Below are 23,688 nucleotides of genomic sequence, written 5' to 3' on the forward strand. Positions count from 1 at the left end.
GAGAGGAAACCGATCACTCCGCAACGGGATTGTTCGATGCCGCTCCCCGGGCGATAATACGGAACGTGACAACCGGCACCTGAGGAAGGTCCGTACGGATCAGGGCAAGGCCGGAAAAATCCGGTTGTTCGGCCTTGCCGACGAACGCCACCGACACCTTGATCTCACCACCGGCAGGCACGGCAGGATCGTCGACAGAGATCCTGAGGCGGGTATCGAAGGGTTTTACGACCTCAAGATGGATCGGCTTCGCCGAGTGATTCGACAGAGTCACCGACCGGGAGACCACCTTCCCCGGAGGAACCAGGCCGAAGTTACAAATCAGGGGATTCACGGTAACGGGTTCCAGGACATTCCCTTTGATCCGGAGCAGGAATCGCCCGTCCGGCGCGTTGGTCAGGAGGGAAATCCCCTTCGACTGGGGACCCCTTTTGTGCCGGGAGTTAAAAACCACGAGAAGTTCGCCGCTCTTCCCCGGGGCGATCTCACGCGGGTAGTCACGGGCAACGGTGCAACCGCAGGTGGTTTCCACCTTGTAAATCTCCAGCGTCTCGTCCCCCCGATTTTCCAGTTCAAAGCGGTGTACCACCTGGGTCCCCTGGAGAATCGTTCCAAAGTCAAAGACCGGCGAAGAGACCGCCACTCGCGGCCCCACGGCCGCTGAAACCGCAGCACAGAGCATCATCATAAGAACAACGGCCAGGATCTTTCGTATCATGGCGCCGCCCTCTCTTCCAGGAGGGATTTGCACCGCGTGTGGCTCATGCTTTTGGGCTTGACTTTTGACTTTGTTTCTCTCCGTGGTTAATGCTGTGGTTGCCGTTACTCCGCGTCCTTTGCACACCGAAAGCCGACGTCGTTGTGGTGATAACCTTCGATGGCAATCGCCTGCCGTCGGGTAATCCGCAACAGCGCGGCATTTGAACTCCATGCCCCCCCCCGGATCACGTGGATCCCCTTGCCGTACAGTCTGTTCGACATCTCATTGCCGGGGTACGGGGTATAGACACCCGCTGTCCATTCGGAGACGTTCCCGGCCATGTTGCGAACCCCGTAGGGCGAACTATCGGTCGCATAGAAGTCCCCGGGAACGGTGCGGGTGTAGATGGGGTTGTGGAAGAGGGTCGCGGAGTAGCATGCCCAATAGCGGCCCCCGTGGTAGGGCGGCTCATTACCCCACGGATAGCGGCGCCCGTCGGTGCCCCGTGCGGCCTTTTCCCATTCCGCCTCCGTGGGGAGACGCTTTCCCGCCCACTTCGCATAGGCATCCGCATCCTTCCAGGTCACCTCGACCACCGGCAGTTCGTCCTTGCCCATCACCGGGTTCTTCAGTTCCACCGGCAGGGTCCGTCCGGTCGCCTCGGCAAATTTGCGGTACTCGCCCACGGTCACCTCATGAGTATCAATATAGTAGGCGGGCAGATCCACGAGATGAGCGGGCGCCTCATCGTCGTACGAGTCGTCCGCTCCCATCCGGAAGGAGCCGGCGGGGATATAGGTCATTCCCGGGATCACCGCCGGCGGCTTTGCAGACTGCTGCTCGGCATGCTGCGCCACCTCTTTCGCCGCATGCTGCTCCGGCTTCCCGCTACAGCCGGAACCGAAGGAGATCAAAACAAGAAGGAGAAAAACCATTCTGTAAGGGGACATAATAAAATCTCCAATTCTTATGGATATCGACCGGCAGATCACCGATCGGCATGAGCCCAGGCAACGGCACGGTCGTAGTCCTTACCGATCGGCGTGCCGCGATAGTTGATGTTACGAGCGAGCAACGGAACGCCGGCAGGCGTGGTGCGATGGCACGCGCTGCACTCCACGGGTCCGGTGGAACCATCCGGGTTGTACTGGACCGCCTGCTGCGGCGACACCTCGTCATTGCCCAGGGGATTGACCGGGAAAAGGCCGTGGGCCGCCTGATGGCACCCCTGGCAGGTGATCCCGGCATGGGCACTCGAAAAACGCATCAGACTGTATTTCTGTGGTTGATCGACGGGGAAAAAACCACCCCCCATCGATTCCACAAAGGGCGGAGCGTGACAGTCGGCGCAATGCGGCAGACCCGCTGAAAACCAGTAATCCTTGCTGCCGGAGACATCACCATAAGAGACAGGAACGGCACCGTCCACTGCCGTTGCCGACACCGTGCCGTCTTTCTTCCGGTACCCGAGCGGTGCCCCTTTGCCCCGCTCCCAGGTAGCTTCGTTCCTGTCCCGCCCCTTCACTACCTTCGGGTCCAGGTAGCGGTCGATAAGCTGCTGCACGTCACCGCCGGTGAGTACCGCAGCAATTTCCGGGATCGTTTTATTCCGCAATCCCGCTCCCGCGCCCGTCGCCGTATCGGTCAGCCGGTCCGCCCGGTAAAGGGCAATGGAAAGTCGGTTGTGACAGTGCGTGCAATAGAGCCCCCGGTCCTTGCCCTCCTCATCCCAGACGGTATCAAGGTACCATTTCCCGATCGCGTTCAGGTGACTCTTTGTGTGCAGTTCGGCCGCCCGGTACGGGTTTGAGTGGACGTCGCGGCCGGTGTAACTGCCTGCGGCATCCCGGTTGTCCCCCTTCGCGTACCGGTTGGCGCCATCCCGGGTAACGGGGAAACGATCGAACCGACCCGCATCCGAGTGGGCCGGGTGGCACATCTGACAGTTCCCGGGCCGCCCCCCGGCGTCCGGAGCGGGCATCACCTCGGCATGTTTTCTGTGTATCGCCTCGGTCAGCGACAACCGCGCCCGCACCTTCGAGTCGGCAATATTGGTCATGGGGCTGTCGTTCATCCGGAGACGACCGATGACGTTATCCGCGTGGCACGAGGGACAGAAAACCGTCTGGCGACCCAGGCGGTTGAGGCTCGAGTTGTTGCTGTAGTTCCAGGTAAAATGGGTCTGCTCGTCCTTGTCGTGAAGTTCGAGGATGGAAATGGCCGCCGCCTGGGTGGTGGAGAAATGCTCGGTAGAATCACTGTAGGTCTTCAGCCAATAGCTGTATTCCGCTCGGTACTTCTTCGCCCGGTCGCCGTTCGCACGCTTCGTGCCATGGCACCGATCACAGGAGGGAGCATCGACGGGGATTACCCCCATGGCGGTCATGACACTGCCGTCACGATCCATCACGAAACGGCCGGCTTTGTCCCGCAAGGTGATGATCACCCGCTGATAGGGCTGGTACTCCACCTCCTTGCCCGAACGGAGGCTTTTGTTTCCGCGCGAGTAGTCGAGGTAGGGAGTAAGCGGTAACCCTACGGCATCCCACAGATCAGGCGGAGCGAGGGGGATCGGGATATCGGTCGTGTCGTTTTCTCCGTCAACGAAAAAGCGTACGCCGCTCTCGCCGGTATAGTGAAGACTACGATCACGCTTCAGAATCGGCGGCCAATCAGTAATGCGCCGGCCGGTGATCCCATGGTCGTCATCGGGAGGGTGGGTATTCCAGACGTAAATGCGATCCTTCGCCGTCGCCCCGGCCGGTCGGACGCCATCGGGCCGACCGTAGGTATAATAGGGACGGATGAACTCGACCGGTGGCTGGTCGAAGGGATCGAGCCGCTCCCCGTTCCGGTCAACATCATACTTGACCCCCCAGTAGGAAAGCTTGTTGCCGGAGGAATAGGAATTTCCCTGAAAACCGAACTCGGGCTGCACACCGTCCGTCGGGGTCATCAGTTTCGGCGGCGTCCCGTCCGATCCTTCCGTACGGATTACCTGTACCTGCACGCTGTTAAAGGGAGGCAGGGCGGCCGTATATTTGAAATCGAAGCTGGTGATGTGCATCCCCAATTCCGAATGGATCAGGATTACATAACGGTGCTGGGGCTCATGGAACTCTTCCAGGGCAGGTGCCCTAACCGGAAACAACGCAACCATGCCCAGGAACAGCAGGACAATCCTCGTGCAATAAGCGCTCACTTTTGACCTCCGGAGGATGCCGGCGGCAACGCCTTACCCCGTTTTGCCGTCGGCAGGGTCACCCGGCCGAACCAGTCCGGATCGATAACGACCTTGTGCTTTTTGCGCAGCTCCGCCAGATAGGGTCCCATATTCTTCTTGAAGAAGAATTCATTGTAGTGTTCGCGCTTGTCGCTGTTATTGATCCGTTTCAGGGAAAGCTGCTCCGGTGCGACTCGCTCCAGGGTGCGAATGAGATGCCACCCGAGCGGCGATTTCACCGGCCGACTGACCTCTTTTACCTTCAAGGCAAAGGCCGCCTTTTCCAACTCGGGAAGGATCTTCCCCCTCCCTTTTGTGATCCATCCCAAGACCCCCGAAGTCCGCCCGGCGGACGGATCGATGGAGCGCTCCTGGGCGAGCTTGTAGAAAGGATCGTAGTCCTCGGTAGTCTCCTTGAGGATCTGCTTGCGCAACGCTTTCGCCTCGGCCCTGGTCTTCACCACGATCTGCTGCAGACGCCGCCGTTCGGGAATGGTAAAGTCCTTCGGATGTTCCTTGTAGTATTCGGCAAAAGCCTTATCCGTGGGGATATACTTTTTACGCAATTTCGTCACGAGCTGCGCTGCGGTGAGGTCGCGCACAAAGTCGTCGTGGCGGTGCCGGTAGGTGGGGTCCCGATCGAGGCCGAGGCCGCGTGCCTTGCGTGCCTTGAGAATCTCAACTCCCATGGCAAGAAGTTCGGCACGCCGTTCCCCCGTACTTTTCTTGTTCTTAAGGCGAGGCCGTGCCCATCGCCAGGTCACCGGCTCGCCTGCAACCGTGGCGATTACCTGCCCCGGCTGTCGCTTATCGTCATCGTTCAGTGCAATATCGGCATCCTTCACCTCCACCCGGAGCGTCTTTCCCAAACTCTCCGCAAGTTCCTTACGTACCTCGTCGAAACGGCGGGCGGCAAGCTTGTTACGCATAACCCGGCGCATCTCGGCATCAAGTTTGTTGGCACCATGTTTGGTGTTCTTCTCCTTCTTCCACGCAGCCTCCACCTCTGCATCGGTAATCTTGCTGCGTCGGTTGTAGAAGTCACGGGTATAGAGGTCGGCGAGGGTTTGAATCTCCCACGCCTTCAGGCGGGTACGGAATTTTTCGCTCTGATCCAGCCCTTCCGACTTTGCCTCAAGATAGAGAAGACGCTGGTTGATGAGATTCGTAAGAAAAGCCTGTTTCACCCGCCGTCCCTGACCGGAGGAGTTAAGTTGATCCGCGTACGCCTGCAGCGGGGTGGAGTCAATCGCCTGGATCACCTCCCAGTCGTGGATGGCAAGGCCGTCCACGGTGGCGACGACGCCGGATTCCCCTGCGGGTTTCCCCTTCGCCGCATCGGCTGCAAGGGTCGTGCCGGCAAGGAGTACCAGAAAGGAGAAAAGAAGAGAAACGACGACCGAAAGCTTCTTCATAAATAACCTCCAACATCCGCTTTAATGAGTGTTTCGCAAAGTACCCGAAAAACCGTATACTGTCAAGGGGTTAAGACCCGCATTTTTCGAACCTGCAAATCCCCCCTACCCCCCCTTTCCGGCGCCTCCCCCTTTTTAAAGGGGGACTGAGGGGGATTCCGCGCTTGTCTTTGATTTTCCTTGCGCCCTTGGCGTCCTTTGCGAGAAGGCGCTTTCCGCTTTTAGCCTTTGACCGGGGCGGTTTGTAAACCGCCCCCTACATCGATTTGTTTTTCTTTGCGGCCTCTGCGTCTCTGCGGTGAGATCACCTCTTGATGGTTTCATAATAGACCAAAGGGGGTGGACCGTAAGGCCCACCCCCTTTGTGCTGTGGCGGATTGGGACCCGCCGGGTTCATAATGTTTACGGGTTCGACAAGGCACCCACATGGCAATAACCGCACGAGTTTGTCATCCCCGCAGGCGTGGTATCTCCCGCAGGATCGGGGTCACCGTTTGCAGCCAGATCGGTCCTCATGGCATCTACGAACTCCGTGGTCACCACGTCGAAGGTATGGGAGTGGATATCCCCCTCACGGTACTGGTTCGAACCATCCGTGAGGGAGTTCTCCCACCGCGCCGTTTTGGCCGTCTTCGGCATATGGCAGTTGGTGCATCGCCCCATACCGCTACCCACCGGATCATAGGTCATGTAACTCATAGTACTGTTCACCCACTTCCCTATGTGACGCATCACCTCGGAGGCGATCGTGGCCTCATCGGTCGGGGTCGTGGTCCCGGCGGCAAGATCATCCGCCATCGACTGGGTAACAAACTGGAAGTTCGCAGGATCGGCGCCTTCCAGGCTTTCGTCCGGAGTCGTTTCACCCGCACCCGGTGCTCTGAGGGAACTGTTGTGACAACCCAGGCAGAGAGCGTTGTTATCACCGTTGGCAGTGAGCTGATGCTCTTCGACCACACCGGCGGCACTGGGACCGCCATGAGCGTCATGACAGTCGATACAGGTCACCATCTCCATGTCGTTCTTGTACATCGTCGTACGCACCACGTCGTAGTACTGCTGGTGGTGGCCCTTCGAATGGTTGAAGGAACCGGTCACCTGCGTTACATTCCCCGCCGCAGTAGAAGTCACGAAGGGGTTGGCCGACTCATAACCGATATCCTGCCAGCTATGGTGATCGGTGGTATAGTCGATCGCCTCCCAGTATCCGCCGACGGTCCCGAAGTCGGGAGCCAGGCCGGTGCCGTCTGCGGTGCCGTAGTACTCGGCGGGACTCATCCCCGGCTTGAAGACCGTAATCGCCGGATCGACAGTGAGATCTCCCACGGAAGCGAAGCCCGCATGAGCGCCGCTTGAATCAAGGACGCTGTGACCGTGACCGCGCTGGTGACAGGTGCCGCAAACCATCGTCAGACGTCCCGGAGTCAGAAGATCCGGCTGGACGATATTGTAGCCCTCGCCGCCGTTTGCCACATGTTCGGAACCCGGACCGTGACAGCGCTCGCAGCCGATGTTGCCGGCGTAGACGTTGGACGCGACCTGGTCAATGTACTGGGTGATGAAATTGCCGTTGCTATCCTTGGTAATGCCGACACCGCCGTGGCAGCCGGCGCAGTCAACACCAAAGGACTCGGTGGGTGCACCCGTAGGCGTCGTACCAAGGCCTGCGGGTGTAAAAACGTCGGCACCCATGGTGGTCGGTGTGGACCACTTACCGGAGAACTCACCGTTCTCCCCGAAGGCAGCGGGGTCGGATCCGGACTCGTTCCACTGGAACGGAGCCGGATAATAATAGGAGGAACCGCCGGCCTGCACGTGCGCCGTTCCCGGCTCTCCATTGGCGCCGACAAGAAGCATGTAGCGCTGCTTGGCAACTCCCTCACCGCCATAGGTGAAAGCAACGTTGTACGTAGCCGAAAGGTTCCCGCTGCATGTGGCGTTATCCGCCATCTGCATTGTGGGCGTACCCCCCGAGTAACCCAGCTTGGCGTAATGGGTGTTGCCCTGGGCGGAGAAGCTAATGCAGTCGCCATTGGCGAATGCCGCCAAGCCACCATCAGCGTTGGCTGCCCAACTCGTCATATCCTGCAGACTGTTGGCCATCGTATAGCCGGGGTTGGACGGATCCGGAACGCGGAATCCGAGGAAGTGAAGGGTGTGCTTCAGCGAACCCTTCGCATGGCACCCAAGACAGGTAGACGAACCGACGTAGGTCGCCGAGGTGGACGGTGTCATCGAAATCGTGATGTCACCGAAGGCCGGCATGTTGACTACGTGGCCGTTGACCACCTTGAGAGTTTCACGCCGAGCCCACGGCAGGTGTGCCGTATCGCTCCCCGCAGGGATGACGCAGGCATAGTAATCACCGTCGGCCAGCGGCACACCATTAAAATTGTAGCTGCCATCAGCTGCGGTGGTCGCAAAACCGCCGTTGGAATTGGACCCGCCGATCACTGCGTTGGCGACATCCTCAATCGGCTGAATGGAACTGCTCGCCTCCACATCGGCAGCAGAAACAAAGACCACGGAGGCATTGGCAACCTTCGCCGTGGAGGTATCAACGACCGTACCGTGAAGTGCAAGACCGGTCATATTATTGTGATTGGCGCAATCGTCGTTGGCCGGGGCTTCCGGAATCATCGTGCGCCCGTAGCCGAGCGGCAGGCCCAACCCGTTGTCGGTTGCGTTTCGTTCGACCGTCGGCAGGGTACTCCTCGCGTCCCGCACGGTATGCATGTAGATCACCGCCAGGTCATAGTTGGTGCCGATCGTTACGCCGTTCACCTTCTTCTTCGCCGCGACTGTCGGTACACCGCCGTTGTTGGTCACGTGACATGCGCCACAGGTAACGGGACCGTGCGAACCGTTGGCATTATACTGGAGCGCAGCGTTGCGGGTCGTCGGATCGTTCAGCGGCGACACCGGGTAGAGCCCGTGGGTCGACTCGTGACACGACTGACAGGCGATCCTCTCGTGACCCTTGGAGTGGCGCATGAGGGCGTACTTGCCGGGCTCGGCCCAGGGCGGATTCATCCCCTGGGACTCGACAAATGGATACGCGTGACAGTCGGCGCAGTGCGGCTCACCCGCAGAGGCCCAGAAGTCACTCCCGTCGGTCACCACACCGTAGGGGACACCGGGGACAACTTCGCCGCCCATCCCCTTGTACTGGTAGTGGTCATTGGTATCATCAATCACCGTCTCACCGCCGAGTTCGGAGGCAATATCCACTGCTTCCTGCTCGGTCAGCGGCGTATCGACACCGCCGAACATCAGGCCTTCGGCCGCAGCGTTCTGCGTGGCAACCAGGAGGTCTTCAGCCGATTCGCCGGCAATCGCAGGTCCCAGTCCACCGATACCGCCGGCACCGTGGCAGAGATCGCATTCCTTGTCCTCGTAGACGTTGGTGCCGCCTGTCGGAGTGACGGTCCGCAGTTTCGGGTCCATGTACTTGGAGGTCAGGTCCGACACGGAGACACCCAGTGCGGCGGCAATCGACGGAATCCCCGAATCACGCAGGGTTGAGGTCGCGGGACGCGCCGTCGAACCCGGAATGGTGGGATCGCCGATCCCGGTGTCCGTTTTCCACAGTTCGGAGGCGAGCCGGTTGTGACAGTTCGTGCAGTAGATTCCCTTGCCGGTGCCCGCATCGACGTTATCCAGGTACCATTGGCCGATGGCGTTCAGGTGGCTGGGCGTATCGTCCGGCTCGTTGTTACGGTCCATGTTGCCATGAACGTCCCGATTGGTGAAACAGCCCACGGAGTCACGGATGTCCGTCTGGGCGACGGAGGTCAGCGTCCCCTGGTAGCTGAGCGGGAAGTTGGTCATGTCGCCGTTCTGGGTATGGGCCGGATGGCAGGCCTGGCAGTTGCCGGCGCGGCCGTTGTTATCCGGCAGCGTACGCTCAACAGCGCCGGAATGACGCATATGGATGGCATAGGTCAGCGCCTGGTTGCCGACATTGTCCCGGCTGGCAGGGTAACGCTCCGCCTCGGAGGCTGCCGGCACGGACGGAGACTGGTTGTCGCAGAAGCGGTCACCGGCCTGGAAACGGCCTACGATGTTATCTGCGTGACATGACTGACACATCACTGATTGCCGACCGAGACGGTTGTTCCCGACACCACTCGGGTCGTAGTTGCCAAGGAAGTTGGTGCCGAAATCGGAATCGTGGATACCGAGCATCCCCACCGCCGCCGACTTCAGCCGGGCATAATATCCCGTGGCCCCCTGGGCGAGCCAGTAATTATACTCCTGCAAGGCGTGACCACCCGGATCACCCGCGGGAATGGTTCCGCTGGCGGGATCATAGCCATGACACTTTTCACATGCCGGGGAGTCGATTGGGGCGGTGCCGAAAAACTGCACCGGTGTTCCATCGTGCTGCAGCATCTGGTTGCCGGTGGAAGCGTTGTACATGTAGACCCACTGCTCCTGAAAGGGCCTGAAATCGCTCTCGGCGATGTCGGTAATGTTTTTGCCCACCACCAGGGAGTCGTTGAACGGGGTCAGCGCAATGCCGACAACATCCCAAACATCGGCGGTCGTCAGAACCACGGGCACATCGGAGAGACGCATGCCATCGAGGCCGAGACCGGCGCCCGCGGCATCAATGATCTTGGTATAGGTATAAACGACCGTCCCCTCATTGCCCACATAGGTGAGGCCTGGACGGCCGAGACCTAAGCCGTTAAGTGCATCGGCCGACTTGTCCGCAAGCTTGTTGGCCATCGCCCCGAAGGTGGGGCCGTGGTCCTGGGGAATATTGAGGGAGGCACCACCGACAGAGATACGATCGGTCGCCAGGGCACCCGCCGCCTTGCCGCCTTCGAGGAAGGGGAGAACGGGCGGATCACCCGGACCGGCACCGCCGGAAACGCCGATGCCGGAGCCGGCATCCTTCCCGGTAAAGGGATTGTAAGTATAGAGAGAGTCGAACTCAACATTCGACAACATGTCCTCAGGGTCGGTGGTGGTCCCGTTGACGTTCGAGTCGGGACTACCGTCGGCCCATTTCTCGGTGCCGTTCCCGGCATCATAGGGGACTGTCCAGTAGGCCAGCTTTGCTCCCTCCGAGAAGGAATTGTCCTTGAACTCATAGCCGAGCTTAATGTTGTCGGCGGGTGTGAGTTGCTTCGGGTGTGCACCGGTTTTCACCGCCTGCGCCTGGATCGAGTTGAAGGGCGGCAGGACGCAGCAATAGGAAAAATCAAAACCGGTACAGTGCATCCCCAACTCATAGTTGGTAAAAATGAGATAGTTCTTCTTGGGTGAGTTGAGATGGCGGCCCCGGCTGCGCCTGCCGCGGGCAACGGCATTCGTCGCCAGCGAGGCGACAAAAAGTACGCCCAGGACCAGCATCAGAATCTGAATGGCTGTCTTACGCATGGAAGCTCCTTTCATTTTACACATGGTGCCCTCCTTTCCCACCTGCACGACGACGAAGCCCCAACAGGCCGAAAAGCCCGGTCGCCAGGAAGACGAGGGACGAAGGCTCGGGAACCATTGCCGTGGTGGTAAGGGCGTTAAGATTGTCGCTCGACAACAGACCCAGGTCCGCGGCCGTGATGGCGACATTCGAGGTGTTGTTCAGAAAAAGGTCCGCGGCCGATCCGTAGCCGGAGGCGGAAGCCAGCGAAAACAGAACATCTCCCGTAACAGCATCAATGGCCAGCGCGTCTAAGTCCTGTCCCTGCTCAATACCAAGCGACGCGGCAGTCCGGAAGATGTTACCAAGACTGTTGAGATAGATGTTCCCATCACCGGCAAGGGAGAAGTAGACATCCCCGTCCTGACCCGGAACATAAGGTGCGGCACCGAGATCCACGGCATCGAGATCATCATTGTTCTGTCCGTAAGCGCTATCGTTCAGACCGTAGTCCTCACCATAAGTATCCGCAAAGTTGACCCCCGCAAGCTGGCCCGGGTTGGCGTCGAAAAGCGTCCCCATCTGCCGACTGGTCGAGGCCTTCCATGCCACGTCCGTGCCCGAAGCGCCCTGGCTGTTCGCATCCACCGAGAAATAGACGTCGTAGATGCTTGCGGGATCAGCACTGTCAAACCCGAAGGAGAGGGCGTCGATCTCGTCGGCCGCGGACAATCCGAGATCGGCCGGCGTCAACGCCACGGTGTTGGTGCCGTCGAGCGGCGTATCGAAGAGATGGGCGCCGTCCGGACTGGTGCTGTATACGTCATTAGGCATATTCGTTCCGGGAGCAACGCCGATCCCGTCATTGAGCACCGAGAAGGTGTCGGCCCGGCCGATCGCCGGAAGAGCGAAGATACAAATCATTGAGACAACCGCCAGAAGGCGGAGCCTTAACCCATAACATTTCATAATGTTTCCCCCTTGTATGATGTCATTCCCCTGCAATAATCCCGCCGGGAGCGAATGCCTCCGGCTTCCCCCTTTCCGGCAGGCAGCAGATTTGTGAACCTGCCGGAAACATAACGTAAAATTGAACCATTGTAAAAGTACGATTTATGTTGGAACCATTTTGTCGGTCATTCTTCACCCCCCTCATATTTAGATGATCACGATATTTGACTTCAACTTCCGCAGCAAATCTTATGAATCACCCCCTTTCCCGATATAAGATCATTTTGCCCATTTGCCGTAAGCCGTCACACCCCGCGACGACGAAAGAAGACCGCAAGTCCTGCCAGACCGCTTCCCAACAGCACCAGCGAGCCGGGCTCGGGAACCGTCGCAAGCTGGAGTTCAAGAACCATCTGGTAAGAGAGAGTATCGAACCCACTTCCCGGCATCCGATTGCCCGTGGCGACAAGACGCAGGCTCTGACCGTCAAAGGGACGGCCGTCCACCTTGTAGGCGAAGTTGTAACTGCCATTGGTCGGAGAGGTCCACGGGGCGGTCCAGAGACGTAAGGGCATACTGTTATCCAGACCGGTGTTCTGCGGGATGAAGACGGCGTTATTCATCACCACGTGCATCTCGCCGTCACCGGTCACCGTGCCGCCCGGCTCGAAGAAACTATTCCACGGAATGGTATACTGGTTGGCGTCGCCGGTCTCAGTGGAGTGGTCGCGGAAGTCGACCGTCCCAAGCAGTGTTCCCGGGACCGTATCCGGCAGGAAGGTGTCCGCAGGAATCGTCACCGTCGTACCCCCTCCGCTGATTACAATATCCATCGTGCCGCCCGGAATCGCCCATTCCAGGGAATGCTGGAAGTTAAAGCTACTCCCCGTGTCTCCACCGTTATATGGATCACTTGCGATTCCATCCACACTCCCCGGAACGATGTTGAAGTGGTAGGTACCGTCGGTCCAGGCGACCGGCGTGGCATGGGCAGGGACAACCGCCAAGATGAAGAATAGCCCGAAGACAACGGCGACCGCCGCTGTTTTTAAGTGTTGAATGATGATGGTGTGCCGCCACACCGGAACCTCCGCCGACAGGCGGAGTTTCCCCTTGCAAAGATTCATAAACTTCCCCCCTATGATGTCATTCCCCTATAAAACGGTCTTGAACAATCGCGCCCGAGGCATCCGCCCCCGGCCCCCCTTTTTCTGCGGACAGGAATTTGCAACCCTTTCAGATGACAATCATCAACGGCTCCCAATTCCCGTCATTAGATCGACTGGGTACCTCCTTTCTTCAATACGAACTAAAACGTCTCCATTTTCATGTTCCTCAGGCTGCAGCACGAATCACTCCCCCCCGGTTTGATACTGCACGCCACGATCGGCCGGAACTTTATGCGGCCATATACAGCAGCATATTGCAGGTTACATGCCAATTCTACCCAATGAGCGGCCAGAACAAATAAAAAGATAACATGATGAAAAGAAGGGACTTATTTCGGAGCAAGACAGCCCGTCAACCGGTTATGCAGGTATTCGATAGCGTGAATATATGAAATAATTTTCCTTTTTTGTGAAAAGATTTTCCCACTATTTGTGCGGATGCACGATTGTGCGGGCTCCACAACGGATGCAGACAAAACAAAGGGGGCCGGCCCGAAGGCCCGCCCCCTGATTCTCTCAGATCCTCAATACGCAAGCGACCGGAGCATTATGCACCGGCGGCCTTTACGGAACGATGATGACGCCGGTGGAGACCGGCGAGAACCGGCAGGAAGGATGCGATCAGGAAAAAAGAGGAGGGCTCGGGTACGGCAGCGGCGCTGACCCGGATATTGTCCACGATCAGGCCGGTGTCGAAGCTCCCGTCCCCCTCATCTCCGACAAAAAATTCCAGGGTGTAGTCGCCGGCGCCCAGGATAGAACTGGTGACCGTCTGGAACCCGCCGAGATAGGTCCCGTCGTAAAAGCTGCTCGCCGGAAGTGTGGGATCGCTGGTCGTCCAGGAAATGCCGCTGAAGTCACCGGCGTATAGCGGTGCAAAGGAACCATCGTTGTAGCCGTCGTCCAAGGAGCACTGAACCAGGGAGATCGGAGCGCCCGCGGCAGGCAGGAGGCGGATCTCGGCGATATCGGCAAGGCCGGCGGTACTCCATCCATCGAACTCACTGGTAGCAATAGTCCAGTCGAGAGCCAGAGTGGAGGGGGCCGTAAGCGTAAAAGACTGGCTCAAAGTGGCGATGTCGAACTCGTCGGCGCCGCTTCCGTCCCGGTCAAACCCCGAATCCACACCCGGCGGCATCCCGTTCACAAAGCTGTCGGGACTGGTCGATAGGAGCGCAAACCAACTGCCGTCGGTTGCCAAATAGCCGGTCTGACCACTAATATTTTTATCCGGGCTATGGTAGTCGGGGTTGATCCGCTGGACGTTGCCGGAAGCGGTCCAGCCGGACAGGTCGGTTTCAAAAGAAAGGTTGGTGAGCCCCGTAGCGAAGGCCGCCGCCGGGACGAACAGACAGAAAACTGCGATCACCGCCATCCAGCGGAGTACGACATTCCGAATCTTTAGTTTTATACTGTATAACTTCATGAGTTTTCCCTTTTCTCTAATGAGTTACCCCCTTTTACATGATTTCCCCCCGAGAAGCCGCGTTCCTTTTTCCGGAGGCGCCGGTCCCCAACCGACCCCTTTTGCCGACAGGAATTCGTTTTTTATAACGACGTTTACCACCTCCTTTCCGGTGGAGCATCAAACCCCTTGTTTGCGTTCTCCGCAGAGGCCGCTTATCCGTATTTAATGAAAGCAGGTTCCGTGCCAATCCAAACCGGAGCAAGGCAGGTTGGGGGAAAAACCGGGTAACCCACTGATAACATAAATAATTATTTTATACCACAAGAGACCGACAACGGCTCATTCCGCTATTCGACAAATCGAATATATGAAATGTTTTTCCTCTTTTGTGAAAAATTTTTCCACTTTGACAACATTAAACGATCCCGTTATACTGTGCCTCATGAATGTTAGTTTAATGGAACGGTACAAACCGGCGGCCGACCGAAGAACACTCCTCCTGATCTCCGGGTTCATCTGGTCAGGCGTAGGGATCATGCTGGTCTCCTTTGCGCTCGTGTGGCTTTCGGCCCGCGGGGGAACGGCCGCCTACCTTCTCGGCGGATCGGGGCTCGTCCTCTCCTGGTTCATCCACCATTTCGGATTGACGAGGATCGTCAACCGGAACCTCGGGCGGATCCTTCCCGTCCGGGATAAAAGATGCCTCTTCTCCTTCCAGCCCTGGAAGAGCTACATCATCATCCTCATCATGATTGCCATGGGGGTTACGCTGCGCCATTCCAGCTTTCCGAAACCATACCTTGCCGTGATCTACATGGCTATGGGGGCCGCCCTGATTCTCTCCAGCACACGCTACTGGAAACACTTCTTCCGGAAATCATGAAAAGATCGCAGGCCGGAACAGGGGGGGAAAAGAGACCGGTCACCATCGGGATGATCCAGATGAAGATCGCCGGTAATCCCGGCACCAATCTCGAACGGGCAAAAGAGCAGGTCCGCGAGGCGGCGGACCGGGGCGCCCGGGTCATCTGTCTTCCGGAACTCTTCCGCATGCCCTACTTCCCGCGGGAACAGAACCGTTCCGTCGCGCACCTGGCCGAGGCGATTCCCGGCCCCTCGACGGAGGTCTTCTCCTCCCTCGCCCGGGAACTGGAAACGGTCATCATCGTCCCTCTCTTCGAGAAGGACGGCGGCCGCTACTACAACGCCGCCTGCGTTCTCGATGCCGACGGAAGCCTGTTGCCCACCTACCGGAAGGTGCATCTTCCGCAGGATCCCTGTTTCTACGAACAGGATTATTTCACGGCGGGCAACGCAGGTTTTCCCCTCTACCGGACCCGGTACGCGGACTTTTCCGTCCTCATCTGTTACGACCAGTGGTTCCCCGAAGCGGCCCGAATCTGCACCCTGAAGGGGGCCGATATCCTCTTCTATCCCACGGCCATCGGCCGGATCCGGGGAGAAACGCCTCCGGAGGGGGACTGGCACGATGCCTGGGAGACGGTCCAGCGGGGCCATGCCATCGCCAACGGGATCCATGTGGCCGCCGTCAACCGCGTCGGGACTGAAGGGGAACTCGATTTCCGGGGCGGTTCCTTCGCCTGCGACGCCTTCGGGAAGGTGCTCGATCGTGCGCCGGAGCAGGAGGAGGCAGTCCTGGTTTCGCACCTTAACCTTTCTCTGAATGAAACGGTCCGGGAAGGGTGGGGCTTCCTCCGGAATCGGAGACCCGCCCTCTACGGAGAGCTGACTCACGAAGATGACTGAGATCACCCCGAAGACCCCCGGCTCCCTCGGGTACCGGATGCCCGCAGAATGGGAGGCCCATGCCGCCCTCTGGCTTGCCTGGCCCCATGATGCCGATACCTTTGCCGGTTGTCTCCGGGAGGTTGAAGAGACCTACCTGCAGATCATCGAAGCCCTCGCCGGGGAAGAGGAGATCCGCCTTCTCGTACGGGACCGCGCCCTGAGGGAAGAGGTGGAGCGCCGCCTGCGTGGGAGGGGCATCCCACCCGGACAGGTCCGGCTGATCGAAGCCGGCTACGGCGACGTATGGATCCGGGACTACGGCCCCACCTTCGTCCGCAATGACAGGGGGGAGACGGCCATGGTCGACTGGTCCTTCAACAGCTGGGGCGGGAAATACCCGGAACTCCTGGAAGACACGAAGATCCCCGCCCGAATCGGGGAACTCTTCCCCATGCCCCGTTTCGTCCCCGGGATGGTCCTCGAAGGGGGTTCCATCGAGGTCAACGGGGAAGGGCTGCTCCTTACCACGGAACAATGCCTCCTCCATCCGAACCGGAACCCCGGTTTATCCAGGGAGGAGATCGAACACAGACTGAAATCTTTTCTCGGCGTGGAGGGTATCATCTGGCTCAAGGGGGGGATCGCAGGGGACGACACGGACGGCCACGTGGATGACGTCGCCCGCTTCGTTGCCCCCGGCACGGTCGTCGCCGTCGTCGAGACCGACGAAGGGGATGAGAACCACGGGATCCTGCAGGAGAACCTGCGCCGCCTGAAGGCGGCAACATCACCCATGGGAAACCCCCTCCGGATTATCCCCCTCCCCACCCCCGGCCGGGTGGAGCAAGGAGGAGACCGGCTCCCGGCGAGTTACGCAAATTTTTACATCGGGAACCGGACGGTTCTGGTCCCGACCTTCGGCCATCCCTGCGACGCTCAGGCACTGAAAATCATCGGCAGCGTTTTCCCCGGCCGGCAGGCACGGGAAATCGACTGCCGGAACCTCGTCCGTGGCTACGGTGCCATCCACTGCATCAGCCTCCAGGAACCCGCCCGAAGAGTGCAGGAAAACCCCTCCTCTTTTTCTTGACAGCAATTATCAATCTGTGTTTTGATGAAAACCAACCTCAAACAGACGGAAAGGAATTCATTATGAATGAGCAAACCCCTGAAAACCCGTGTAATCTCCCCCCCACAGGCGATGAACTGGAATATCGAAGGATGTTGAACAATTATGAACAATACCTGAGTTTTTATCCGGACTCAGCGGAAACCTATTACAACCTCGGCTTGATACATGCCCAGTATCAGGAATTTGATCGTGCCGTTTCCGCCTACGAAAAAGCAATTGAACTGAAACCGGAGCTGGTGCAACCCTACCTGAACCTGGCCGGAATCTGTCTGCAGTTAAACAAAGAAAAGGAAAGTATCGCCCTCATGGAAAAGGCCATTGAGATCAATCCCGATTTTCCCGTAAGTTACAGTAATCTCGGCTACGTCTATATTCAGCAGGGACGGATTGAGGAGGGGATCGCCGAATGTGAGAAGGCGCTCAAGATCGACACAAATTTTCTTGACGCCTATGTCAAGCTGGCGATGGCCTATTTGAAACAGGAGGATTATGACCGGTTGATTGAGGTCTGCATGAAGGCCCTTGCGATTCAGCCGGAAATCGGGCTGATGCAGAACTACCTCGGCACGGCCTATTACCACAAGAAAGATTATCGAAAAGCCGTGGAACATTGCGGGCTCGCCCTGGCCCAGGGGTTTGAAGTAGATCCCGCACTGTTAAAGGAACTGGAGCCCCACGTTCCAAGACGGGAGGCGGAATGAACCGTCCGTCCCATCAACCCCCGGAGGCCTTCTGTCTTTTTTGCAGGAAAAAAATCGCAAAACCGGCAAAGAATACCCTTCGTCCTTTGAGCGATTTTCCCTCCGGACAGTGCGATTGCGGAGCGGTCTATGTCTCCGACCTCACGGGGAAAAACGGCGGCGAAGCAATGATCGATGCGTTGGCGACGGCCTGTGATAACGACGAGGCCCGCGCTTTTTCCCTGGAAGAGGGGAAAGACTATGCGATGAAGGTTGTCGGCTACGATGCCCGGACCCATTCCGTCACGAAACGGGGACATTATAAGGACGGGAAGGCAAGGCTCTATTTCATCAAGCTGGCGGCCGTGTAAAAGTACAATTCATTCCGGCAAGCATCACCGATGGAGACATCCGGGGATCGGTCGACTTTCGTTATCGGCTTTTGACCTTATCTTCAAGCCACCGGCACCAGTCCTCCATACCTTGCCCGTTCCTCGCGGACAGGTCAAATATTTTAAGGTCCGGGTTCAATTTTTTTGCATCGGACCGGATCTTTTCCATATCCACATCCAGGTACGGGGCAAGGTCGATTTTATTCAGGATCAGGACTTCGGATTTCTGAAACATCAGGGGATACTTGAGCGGTTTGTCGTCCCCTTCAGTGATGCTCAGCAGCATGATCTTGGCGCTTTCTCCCACATCGAACTCGGCAGGACAGACCAGGTTCCCCACATTTTCAATAACCAGGAGGTCGAGTTCGTCCAGGGGCATCTCCTGAAGCATGTCGCTGATCATATTGGCATCCAGGTGGCAGGCCCCGCCGGTATTGATCTGGACAACGGGAACATCAAGTCCGGAGATCACTTCGGCATCATGGGTGCCCTGAATGTCTCCTTCGATCACACCGATCCGGACCCTGCCGTCCAGGGCACGAATGGTTTTCTCCAGAAGGGTGGTCTTGCCGGCGCCCGGTGCGGACATGAGATTGACGGCCTCTACCTTGTGGTTTGCAAGGAGTGCTCTGTTGCCGGCTGCAATCCTGTCGTTCGCTTCCAGAATTTTCTTGACCATCTTGACCTTCATCCATCCACCTCCAACTCAAAAATTTCCAGTTCATGCCCGGTCGTAATCTCAAACGCCGCGCCACCGCACCGGGGACAGTTCAGGACAATCGTCTCCTGAGAGATAAAATCCGAATTGCATTCCCGGCAGCGGCCGCCCACGGGGATTTCATGGATTTCGAGGGTTGCATTTACCGAAAGTGTCTCGTCCTTCGCACAGTTGAAGGCAAAGACCAGAGCGTCCGTCATAATTCCTGAAGCCTTTCCCACATTCACCCGGACGGTCTCCACCCCGGAATAGCCCTGTTCATGACAGGTGGCATCGACAAGTTCAAGGATGTTCCTGGCGATAGAGAGTTCGTGCACGGCAAGTCTCCTGAAAACGATGGAGCGCCTTCTTCATCCGGAAGAATACCGTTCATGAGTTTGAGTGATGCCGGGGCGGCATCACAGTCCACAGTCAAAGGGCAAACCCGACATGGACGAGTCAGCCGTCACCGAATAGGCCTATATTAACATGTTTCCTCGTTGCTTCAATAGACAAAATCCCCTGTAGCCCGGATAAGGACCGGAAAGCTGATGGAAATAGACGGATGACGCTCAACTTTTTTCCATTATTACCGATAAAGGATAAAAGCCATCACGAACTACCCGAACAGCCGTTTCACAAATCATTGAAGACGATGATATCGTTAACATATCATCCATAGCAAACCGGCTCTTTTGTAATGGAGACTTTCCATGATCTATAAAGTGATCACCAAGAGTGAATTCAGGAAGTTTGTGTCCGGACTGATCCGCGAGAACCAGACGATCGGACCCAAGCTTGTGGATTCCGACAGAGAGGGCAACCCCATCTATCAATTCAAAGAAGTTAATTCCTTTGACGAGATGGACCTGGATTACACACAGGCCGACTACTCGATCAAAAATTTTTATCTCCCCTTCCGGGAAGAGCTTTCCCGGTTCGATTATTCCAACAGCGACTGGGAGCAGAACATCGAATACCACGTGCATCCCAGGGTGATCGTCGGGGTGCGGGCCTGTGACATTAACGCCCTGACCAAGCTCGACAAGATATTCATGAAGGGGAACTTCCCGTCCCCCCATTATATTGCCCGCAGGAAGAACACCTTTTTAATCGGCATGGACCATGAACCTCTGGACGACTGTTTCTGTAAATCGCTGAACCAGGATGTGGTGCGGCACGGTTTTAATCTCTACTGCACGGACATCGGAAAAAGCTATTATCTGACAATCAACTCCTCCAAGGCCTTCAACTTTCTGCGGAATGTAAAGACCTCGGATCCCGGGAAGGAAGACGACAGGAAATATATTGAACGGCGGAAGTATTTGAAGAAAAAATTTCGCACCCATGTAGAGGTGACCGGGCTTCCCGCCCTCATGGACATCGAGTTTCAATCGGACGTCTGGAAAAAATGGGGGGACAAGTGCTTGAATTGCGGTTCCTGTGCCATGGTCTGTCCCACCTGTTACTGCCACGGCGTTGAGGAAAACATTGAGGTAAATCTGAAACGATCACGCAAGGAAAGAGTGCAGTACTCCTGCAGTATCGTGGATTTTGCCGAAGTCGCGGGAGGGCACAATTTCAGGCCCCTGAAAGAGGATCGTCTCAAGTACAGGTTTTATCATCACTACAGAGGGTTTGCCGAGAACGCAGACGAGCAGATTTGTGTGGGCTGTAACCGGTGCGGCCGTGCCTGTCTGGCCGGCATCAACCCCAGGGATGTCATCAACGACCTGAGAATGGAGAGCGAAGAATGAGCTACAAAATCAAGAAGGAAGATATCAATCTTGAACCCTTTATGACCCAACCGCCCCAGTACAATCTCAAAACCGTTGTCATGAAAACGGACAAGGTTTATAAATGCGAGATCATTAACATGATCGAGCTAACGCCCATGGAAAAACTTTTTCATCTCAGGATTCTCGATCCTGCCGAACGTGACCTCTTCTCTTTCAGGGCCGGCCAGTTTGTCATGGTCGAGGTCCCCGGCTTCGGCGAGGTCCCGATCTCCCTCTCGAGTTCTCCAAACAACCGGGAGTTCATGGAACTCTGTATACGAAAAGCGGGGCAGACCACCAACATGCTCCATAAAGCACGGATCGGATCCAGGGTCGGCATTCGCGGTCCTTTCGGCACGGCATTCCCCATGGAACAGATGGTCGGGCACAATCTTCTTTTGATCGCAGGCGGACTCGGTCTCGCCCCTCTCCGGGCTCCGATCTATTGGGTCACGGACCACCGTTCCGATTACCGGGATGTTCATATCCTTTACGGAACCAAGGAGCCCTGGCAGATGCTTTTCACCTATCAGTATGAAGAGTGGGAACGGATTAATCATATCCGGATGCTGACGATCGTGGAAAAGGGGGATGAGAACTGGAAAGGCAACACGGGAATGATCACCGAACTTTTCAACGACATCACCATTGACCCTGCAAACACCTATGCCATTGTCTGCGGTCCACCGGTCATGTTTAAGTTCGTCTGCAACCACATGGACAACCTGGGCATCCCCATGAATCACATGTTTGTCTCCCTGGAACGGAGAATGCACTGCGGTATGGGAAAATGCTGTCGCTGCATGGTGGGGTCCACCTTTACCTGTGTGGACGGGCCGGTTTTTGATTACTGGTCCGTCATGAATTTAAAAGAAGCCATTTAAGGAGGCCGGTCTTGAAGTATCTCGGAATCGATATTGTCAAACCCAGGCTCGCAGTTTTTGATTTTACGGGTTGTGAGGGATGTGAACTTCAGTTGGTCAACAAGGAAGAAACATTAGTCGACTTCCTGTCCCTTTTCGAAGTCGTCAATTTCAGGGAAGCCTCATCGGACAAAAGCGATGCGTACGATATTGCTTTAATTGAAGGATGCATTTCCAGACAGGATGAAGTGGAACGCTTAAAAGCGATCCGGGGCCGGGTCAAAATCCTGGTTGCGCTGGGCTCCTGCGCTTGTTGCGGCGGGGTGAATCATCTCAAGAACGGATTCCCGATAGAGGATGTTGTCCGGCAGGTCTACGGAGACCGGAAGATCGAAACCGAAAAAGTCAGGAGCCTCAAAGAGGTGGTACAGGTGGACCTGGAAATTCCGGGATGTCCGGTATCCAAGGCGGAGGTAGAGAGAATCGTCATCGCTCTGGTCACCGGGGCGGAGATCCGGATGCCCAAATATCCGGTTTGCGTGGAGTGCCGGCAGCAACTCAACACCTGCCTGTTCGATTTCGGGGAGATATGTTTGGGGCCGATCACACTTGCAGGATGCGGAGCGGTCTGTCCCTCGGGCAAGGTCGGCTGCCGGGGCTGCCGCGGTCCCGCAGATGATGCAAATTATGAATCGTTTATCGATGTAGTTGTCGACAAGGGCTTTACTGAAGCTGAGATCCGAAAAAAGATCGAGTTCTTCAATGCCTTCGAAGGACCGGCAAAAGATACTATCGCCTCCTTGATCCAGAAGAGAATCAAAACATTTAACGCATTCAGCGGGGTAAGAGCATGAAAGTGAATATGAACATCGATGTTCATCATGTGACACGAGTCGAGGGTCACGGGAATATCCGGATTGAGGTGCAAGACGGTCGTCTTGTGGAGGCAAAATGGGAAGTCGTTGAAACACCTCGTTTTTTTGAAGCCATTCTCAAAGGGATGCCCCATGACAACGCTCCCACCCTGACTTCAAGAATATGCGGGATCTGTTCCATCGGCCACACATTGGCATCGCTCAGGGCGGTGGAGCGTGCGATGGATGTCGAGGTCCCGGCGACCGCGCAGAAACTCAGGCTTCTGGCCAAACATGGCGAGACGCTGCAGAGCCATTTTCTACACCTCCTCTTTCTGGTGGCGCCGGACTTCCTGAATGTGGGGAGTGTCATTCCGTTGGTGGATTCCCATCCCGACCTGGTGGCCAAAGCTGCGAGACTCAAGGGTATGGCCAATTCCATGTGTGACCTCATTGCAGGCCGCACCACCCATCCGGTGAGTCTGGTAGTGGGTGGGGTGAGCAAGGCCCCGGATAAGCGGCAGTTGGCGGAACTCAAAAAGACCATGGAAGACCGGATGAGGGACGCCGCAGACGTGCTGGAGCTTTTCAAGACGCTGGCCCTTCCTGACTTTGAAAGAGAGACCGAGTTTGTCTCCTTGAAGGGTGACAAAACCTATCCCTGGATCGGCGGGGACCTGGTCTCCTCGGACGGCGTCATCAAGCCTGAAGATCAATATCTGGCGATGAGCAATGAGTATCAGGTCAATTTTTCCACATCGAAATTCACAAAACTGAGCCGAGACAGCTTTGCCGTGGGGGCGCTGGCCCGCCTCAACAACAATTACGATCTCCTTCACGGCAAGGCAAAAGAGGTTGCGGAAACCCTGGGTTTGGAGCCGATGAACTACAACCCATACATGAACAACATCGCGCAACTTGTGGAGTGCTTTCATGCTCTTGCCGAGTCCCTGGACCTTATCGACGAAATGCTGGACGGCGGCATGAACGACCTTCGCCGCCGCTATGAGGTGCAGGCCGGAGTCGGCATTGGTGCGGTGGAGGTGCCCAGGGGAATACTTTATCATCACTATAACATCGACGAAAAGGGAATGATCACCCATGCCAACTGTATCATTCCAACCACGCAGAACAATGCAAACATCCACTACGACCTTGCCGAACTAGTCAAACAGGAAGTGAAAAAAGGCTCAGACGATCAGGAGGTGAGAAAACTCTGCGAGATGCTCGTGCGGGCCTATGACCCCTGCATCTCCTGTTCCGTTCACTAATTCGTTTCTTGAAACTGACACAGCGAAGGGAAGGA

General features: G+C 56.9%; 19 protein-coding genes. 9 read left to right on the forward strand and 10 right to left on the reverse strand.

The annotated features are described in order from the left end of the window. Window positions 1–13: 13 nt before the first annotated feature. The 8 genes from GXP58_04085 to GXP58_04120 form a co-directional block, all read right to left on the reverse strand. Window positions 14–718: a DUF1573 domain-containing protein gene (locus GXP58_04085; protein NOY52781.1), complete on the reverse strand. Its 705-nt coding sequence runs from the start codon at window positions 716–718 to the stop codon at window positions 14–16. A gap of 104 nt (window positions 719–822) precedes the next feature. Beyond that, window positions 823–1,650 carry a formylglycine-generating enzyme family protein gene (locus GXP58_04090; protein NOY52782.1) on the reverse strand — a complete coding sequence of 276 codons (828 nt, stop codon included), beginning with the start codon at window positions 1,648–1,650 and terminating at the stop codon, window positions 823–825. 38 nt (window positions 1,651–1,688) lie between these two features. Then, on the reverse strand, window positions 1,689–3,902 hold the full coding sequence (locus tag GXP58_04095; protein ID NOY52783.1) for a hypothetical protein: 2,214 nt from the start codon (window positions 3,900–3,902) through the stop codon (window positions 1,689–1,691). Then, window positions 3,899–5,338, reverse strand: a complete 1,440-nt coding sequence (locus GXP58_04100) for a hypothetical protein (protein ID NOY52784.1) — start codon at window positions 5,336–5,338, stop codon at window positions 3,899–3,901. The genes GXP58_04095 and GXP58_04100 overlap by 4 nt, the downstream gene beginning before the upstream one ends. A 402-nt stretch (window positions 5,339–5,740) precedes the next feature. Then, the gene (locus tag GXP58_04105) at window positions 5,741–10,729 is read right to left on the reverse strand and encodes a hypothetical protein (protein ID NOY52785.1); all 4,989 of its coding nucleotides are present in this window, start codon (window positions 10,727–10,729) and stop codon (window positions 5,741–5,743) included. 16 nt (window positions 10,730–10,745) lie between these two features. Beyond that, window positions 10,746–11,678, reverse strand: coding sequence for a PEP-CTERM sorting domain-containing protein (locus tag GXP58_04110; GenBank protein NOY52786.1), 933 nt, complete (start codon window positions 11,676–11,678; stop codon window positions 10,746–10,748). Between the two features lie 287 nt (window positions 11,679–11,965). Next, window positions 11,966–12,787 carry a PEP-CTERM sorting domain-containing protein gene (locus GXP58_04115; GenBank protein NOY52787.1) on the reverse strand — a complete coding sequence of 274 codons (822 nt, stop codon included), beginning with the start codon at window positions 12,785–12,787 and terminating at the stop codon, window positions 11,966–11,968. Between the two features lie 589 nt (window positions 12,788–13,376). After that, window positions 13,377–14,255, reverse strand: a complete 879-nt coding sequence (locus tag GXP58_04120) for a hypothetical protein (GenBank protein ID NOY52788.1) — start codon at window positions 14,253–14,255, stop codon at window positions 13,377–13,379. 424 nt (window positions 14,256–14,679) lie between these two features. On the opposite strand from GXP58_04120, the gene GXP58_04125 reads away from it, so the two are divergent. The 5 genes from GXP58_04125 (at window position 14,680) to GXP58_04145 (ending at window position 18,169) form a co-directional block, all read left to right on the forward strand. Then, window positions 14,680–15,120, forward strand: a complete 441-nt coding sequence (locus GXP58_04125; protein ID NOY52789.1) for a hypothetical protein — start codon at window positions 14,680–14,682, stop codon at window positions 15,118–15,120. A gap of 50 nt (window positions 15,121–15,170) precedes the next feature. Beyond that, complete coding sequence (locus tag GXP58_04130; protein ID NOY52790.1) at window positions 15,171–16,004, forward strand: carbon-nitrogen hydrolase; 834 nt, start codon at window positions 15,171–15,173, stop codon at window positions 16,002–16,004. Next, on the forward strand, window positions 15,997–17,076 hold the full coding sequence (locus GXP58_04135) for an agmatine deiminase family protein (protein ID NOY52791.1): 1,080 nt from the start codon (window positions 15,997–15,999) through the stop codon (window positions 17,074–17,076). The genes GXP58_04130 and GXP58_04135 overlap by 8 nt, the downstream gene beginning before the upstream one ends. A 62-nt stretch (window positions 17,077–17,138) precedes the next feature. Then, a complete protein-coding gene (locus GXP58_04140) occupies window positions 17,139–17,819 on the forward strand; it encodes a tetratricopeptide repeat protein (GenBank protein NOY52792.1) in 681 nt (226 codons plus the stop codon). Next, a complete protein-coding gene (locus GXP58_04145; GenBank protein ID NOY52793.1) occupies window positions 17,816–18,169 on the forward strand; it encodes a hypothetical protein in 354 nt (117 codons plus the stop codon). Before GXP58_04140 ends, GXP58_04145 begins: the two co-directional genes overlap by 4 nt. Window positions 18,170–18,230: 61 nt before the next feature. On the opposite strand, the gene hypB is transcribed toward GXP58_04145, so the two are convergent. Both hypB and GXP58_04155 read right to left on the reverse strand, forming a co-directional pair. Continuing rightward, complete coding sequence (hypB, locus tag GXP58_04150; GenBank protein NOY52794.1) at window positions 18,231–18,881, reverse strand: hydrogenase nickel incorporation protein HypB; 651 nt, start codon at window positions 18,879–18,881, stop codon at window positions 18,231–18,233. Then, complete coding sequence (locus GXP58_04155) at window positions 18,878–19,225, reverse strand: hydrogenase maturation nickel metallochaperone HypA (protein ID NOY52795.1); 348 nt, start codon at window positions 19,223–19,225, stop codon at window positions 18,878–18,880. Before GXP58_04155 ends, hypB begins: the two co-directional genes overlap by 4 nt. A gap of 375 nt (window positions 19,226–19,600) precedes the next feature. Here GXP58_04155 and GXP58_04160 point away from each other — a divergent pair, with 375 nt between their 5' ends. The 4 genes from GXP58_04160 to GXP58_04175 all read left to right on the forward strand — a co-directional run bounded on the left by GXP58_04160 (window position 19,601) and on the right by GXP58_04175 (window position 23,653). Then, window positions 19,601–20,644 carry a hydrogenase gene (locus GXP58_04160; protein ID NOY52796.1) on the forward strand — a complete coding sequence of 348 codons (1,044 nt, stop codon included), beginning with the start codon at window positions 19,601–19,603 and terminating at the stop codon, window positions 20,642–20,644. Window positions 20,645–20,724: 80 nt separating this feature from the next. Beyond that, window positions 20,725–21,549, forward strand: a complete 825-nt coding sequence (locus GXP58_04165; GenBank protein ID NOY52797.1) for an oxidoreductase — start codon at window positions 20,725–20,727, stop codon at window positions 21,547–21,549. Window positions 21,550–21,560: 11 nt separating this feature from the next. Then, a complete protein-coding gene (locus GXP58_04170) occupies window positions 21,561–22,382 on the forward strand; it encodes an NADH:ubiquinone oxidoreductase (GenBank protein NOY52798.1) in 822 nt (273 codons plus the stop codon). Next, entirely contained in the window at window positions 22,379–23,653 is a 1,275-nt protein-coding gene (locus GXP58_04175) for a Ni/Fe hydrogenase subunit alpha (GenBank protein NOY52799.1), read from the forward strand. Before GXP58_04170 ends, GXP58_04175 begins: the two co-directional genes overlap by 4 nt. Window positions 23,654–23,688 lie beyond the last annotated feature (35 nt).

The organism is Deltaproteobacteria bacterium, assembly GCA_013151235.1.
Classification (GTDB): Bacteria; CG2-30-53-67; CG2-30-53-67; order CG2-30-53-67; family CG2-30-53-67; genus JAADIO01.

Coding starts and splice junctions, on each gene's coding strand:
- GXP58_04165 (NOY52797.1), top strand. CDS start 20,725: ATGAAAACGGACAAGGTTTATAAATGCGAGATCATTAACATGATCGAG.
- GXP58_04105 (NOY52785.1), bottom strand. CDS start 10,729: ATGCGTAAGACAGCCATTCAGATTCTGATGCTGGTCCTGGGCGTACTT.
- GXP58_04175 (NOY52799.1), top strand. CDS start 22,379: ATGAAAGTGAATATGAACATCGATGTTCATCATGTGACACGAGTCGAG.
- GXP58_04160 (NOY52796.1), top strand. CDS start 19,601: ATGATCTATAAAGTGATCACCAAGAGTGAATTCAGGAAGTTTGTGTCC.
- GXP58_04125 (NOY52789.1), top strand. CDS start 14,680: ATGAATGTTAGTTTAATGGAACGGTACAAACCGGCGGCCGACCGAAGA.
- GXP58_04120 (NOY52788.1), bottom strand. CDS start 14,255: ATGAAGTTATACAGTATAAAACTAAAGATTCGGAATGTCGTACTCCGC.
- GXP58_04085 (NOY52781.1), bottom strand. CDS start 718: ATGATACGAAAGATCCTGGCCGTTGTTCTTATGATGATGCTCTGTGCT.
- GXP58_04100 (NOY52784.1), bottom strand. CDS start 5,338: ATGAAGAAGCTTTCGGTCGTCGTTTCTCTTCTTTTCTCCTTTCTGGTA.
- GXP58_04110 (NOY52786.1), bottom strand. CDS start 11,678: ATGAAATGTTATGGGTTAAGGCTCCGCCTTCTGGCGGTTGTCTCAATG.
- GXP58_04135 (NOY52791.1), top strand. CDS start 15,997: ATGACTGAGATCACCCCGAAGACCCCCGGCTCCCTCGGGTACCGGATG.
- GXP58_04130 (NOY52790.1), top strand. CDS start 15,171: ATGATCCAGATGAAGATCGCCGGTAATCCCGGCACCAATCTCGAACGG.
- GXP58_04140 (NOY52792.1), top strand. CDS start 17,139: ATGAATGAGCAAACCCCTGAAAACCCGTGTAATCTCCCCCCCACAGGC.
- GXP58_04115 (NOY52787.1), bottom strand. CDS start 12,787: ATGAATCTTTGCAAGGGGAAACTCCGCCTGTCGGCGGAGGTTCCGGTG.
- hypB (NOY52794.1), bottom strand. CDS start 18,881: ATGAAGGTCAAGATGGTCAAGAAAATTCTGGAAGCGAACGACAGGATT.
- GXP58_04090 (NOY52782.1), bottom strand. CDS start 1,650: ATGTCCCCTTACAGAATGGTTTTTCTCCTTCTTGTTTTGATCTCCTTC.
- GXP58_04145 (NOY52793.1), top strand. CDS start 17,816: ATGAACCGTCCGTCCCATCAACCCCCGGAGGCCTTCTGTCTTTTTTGC.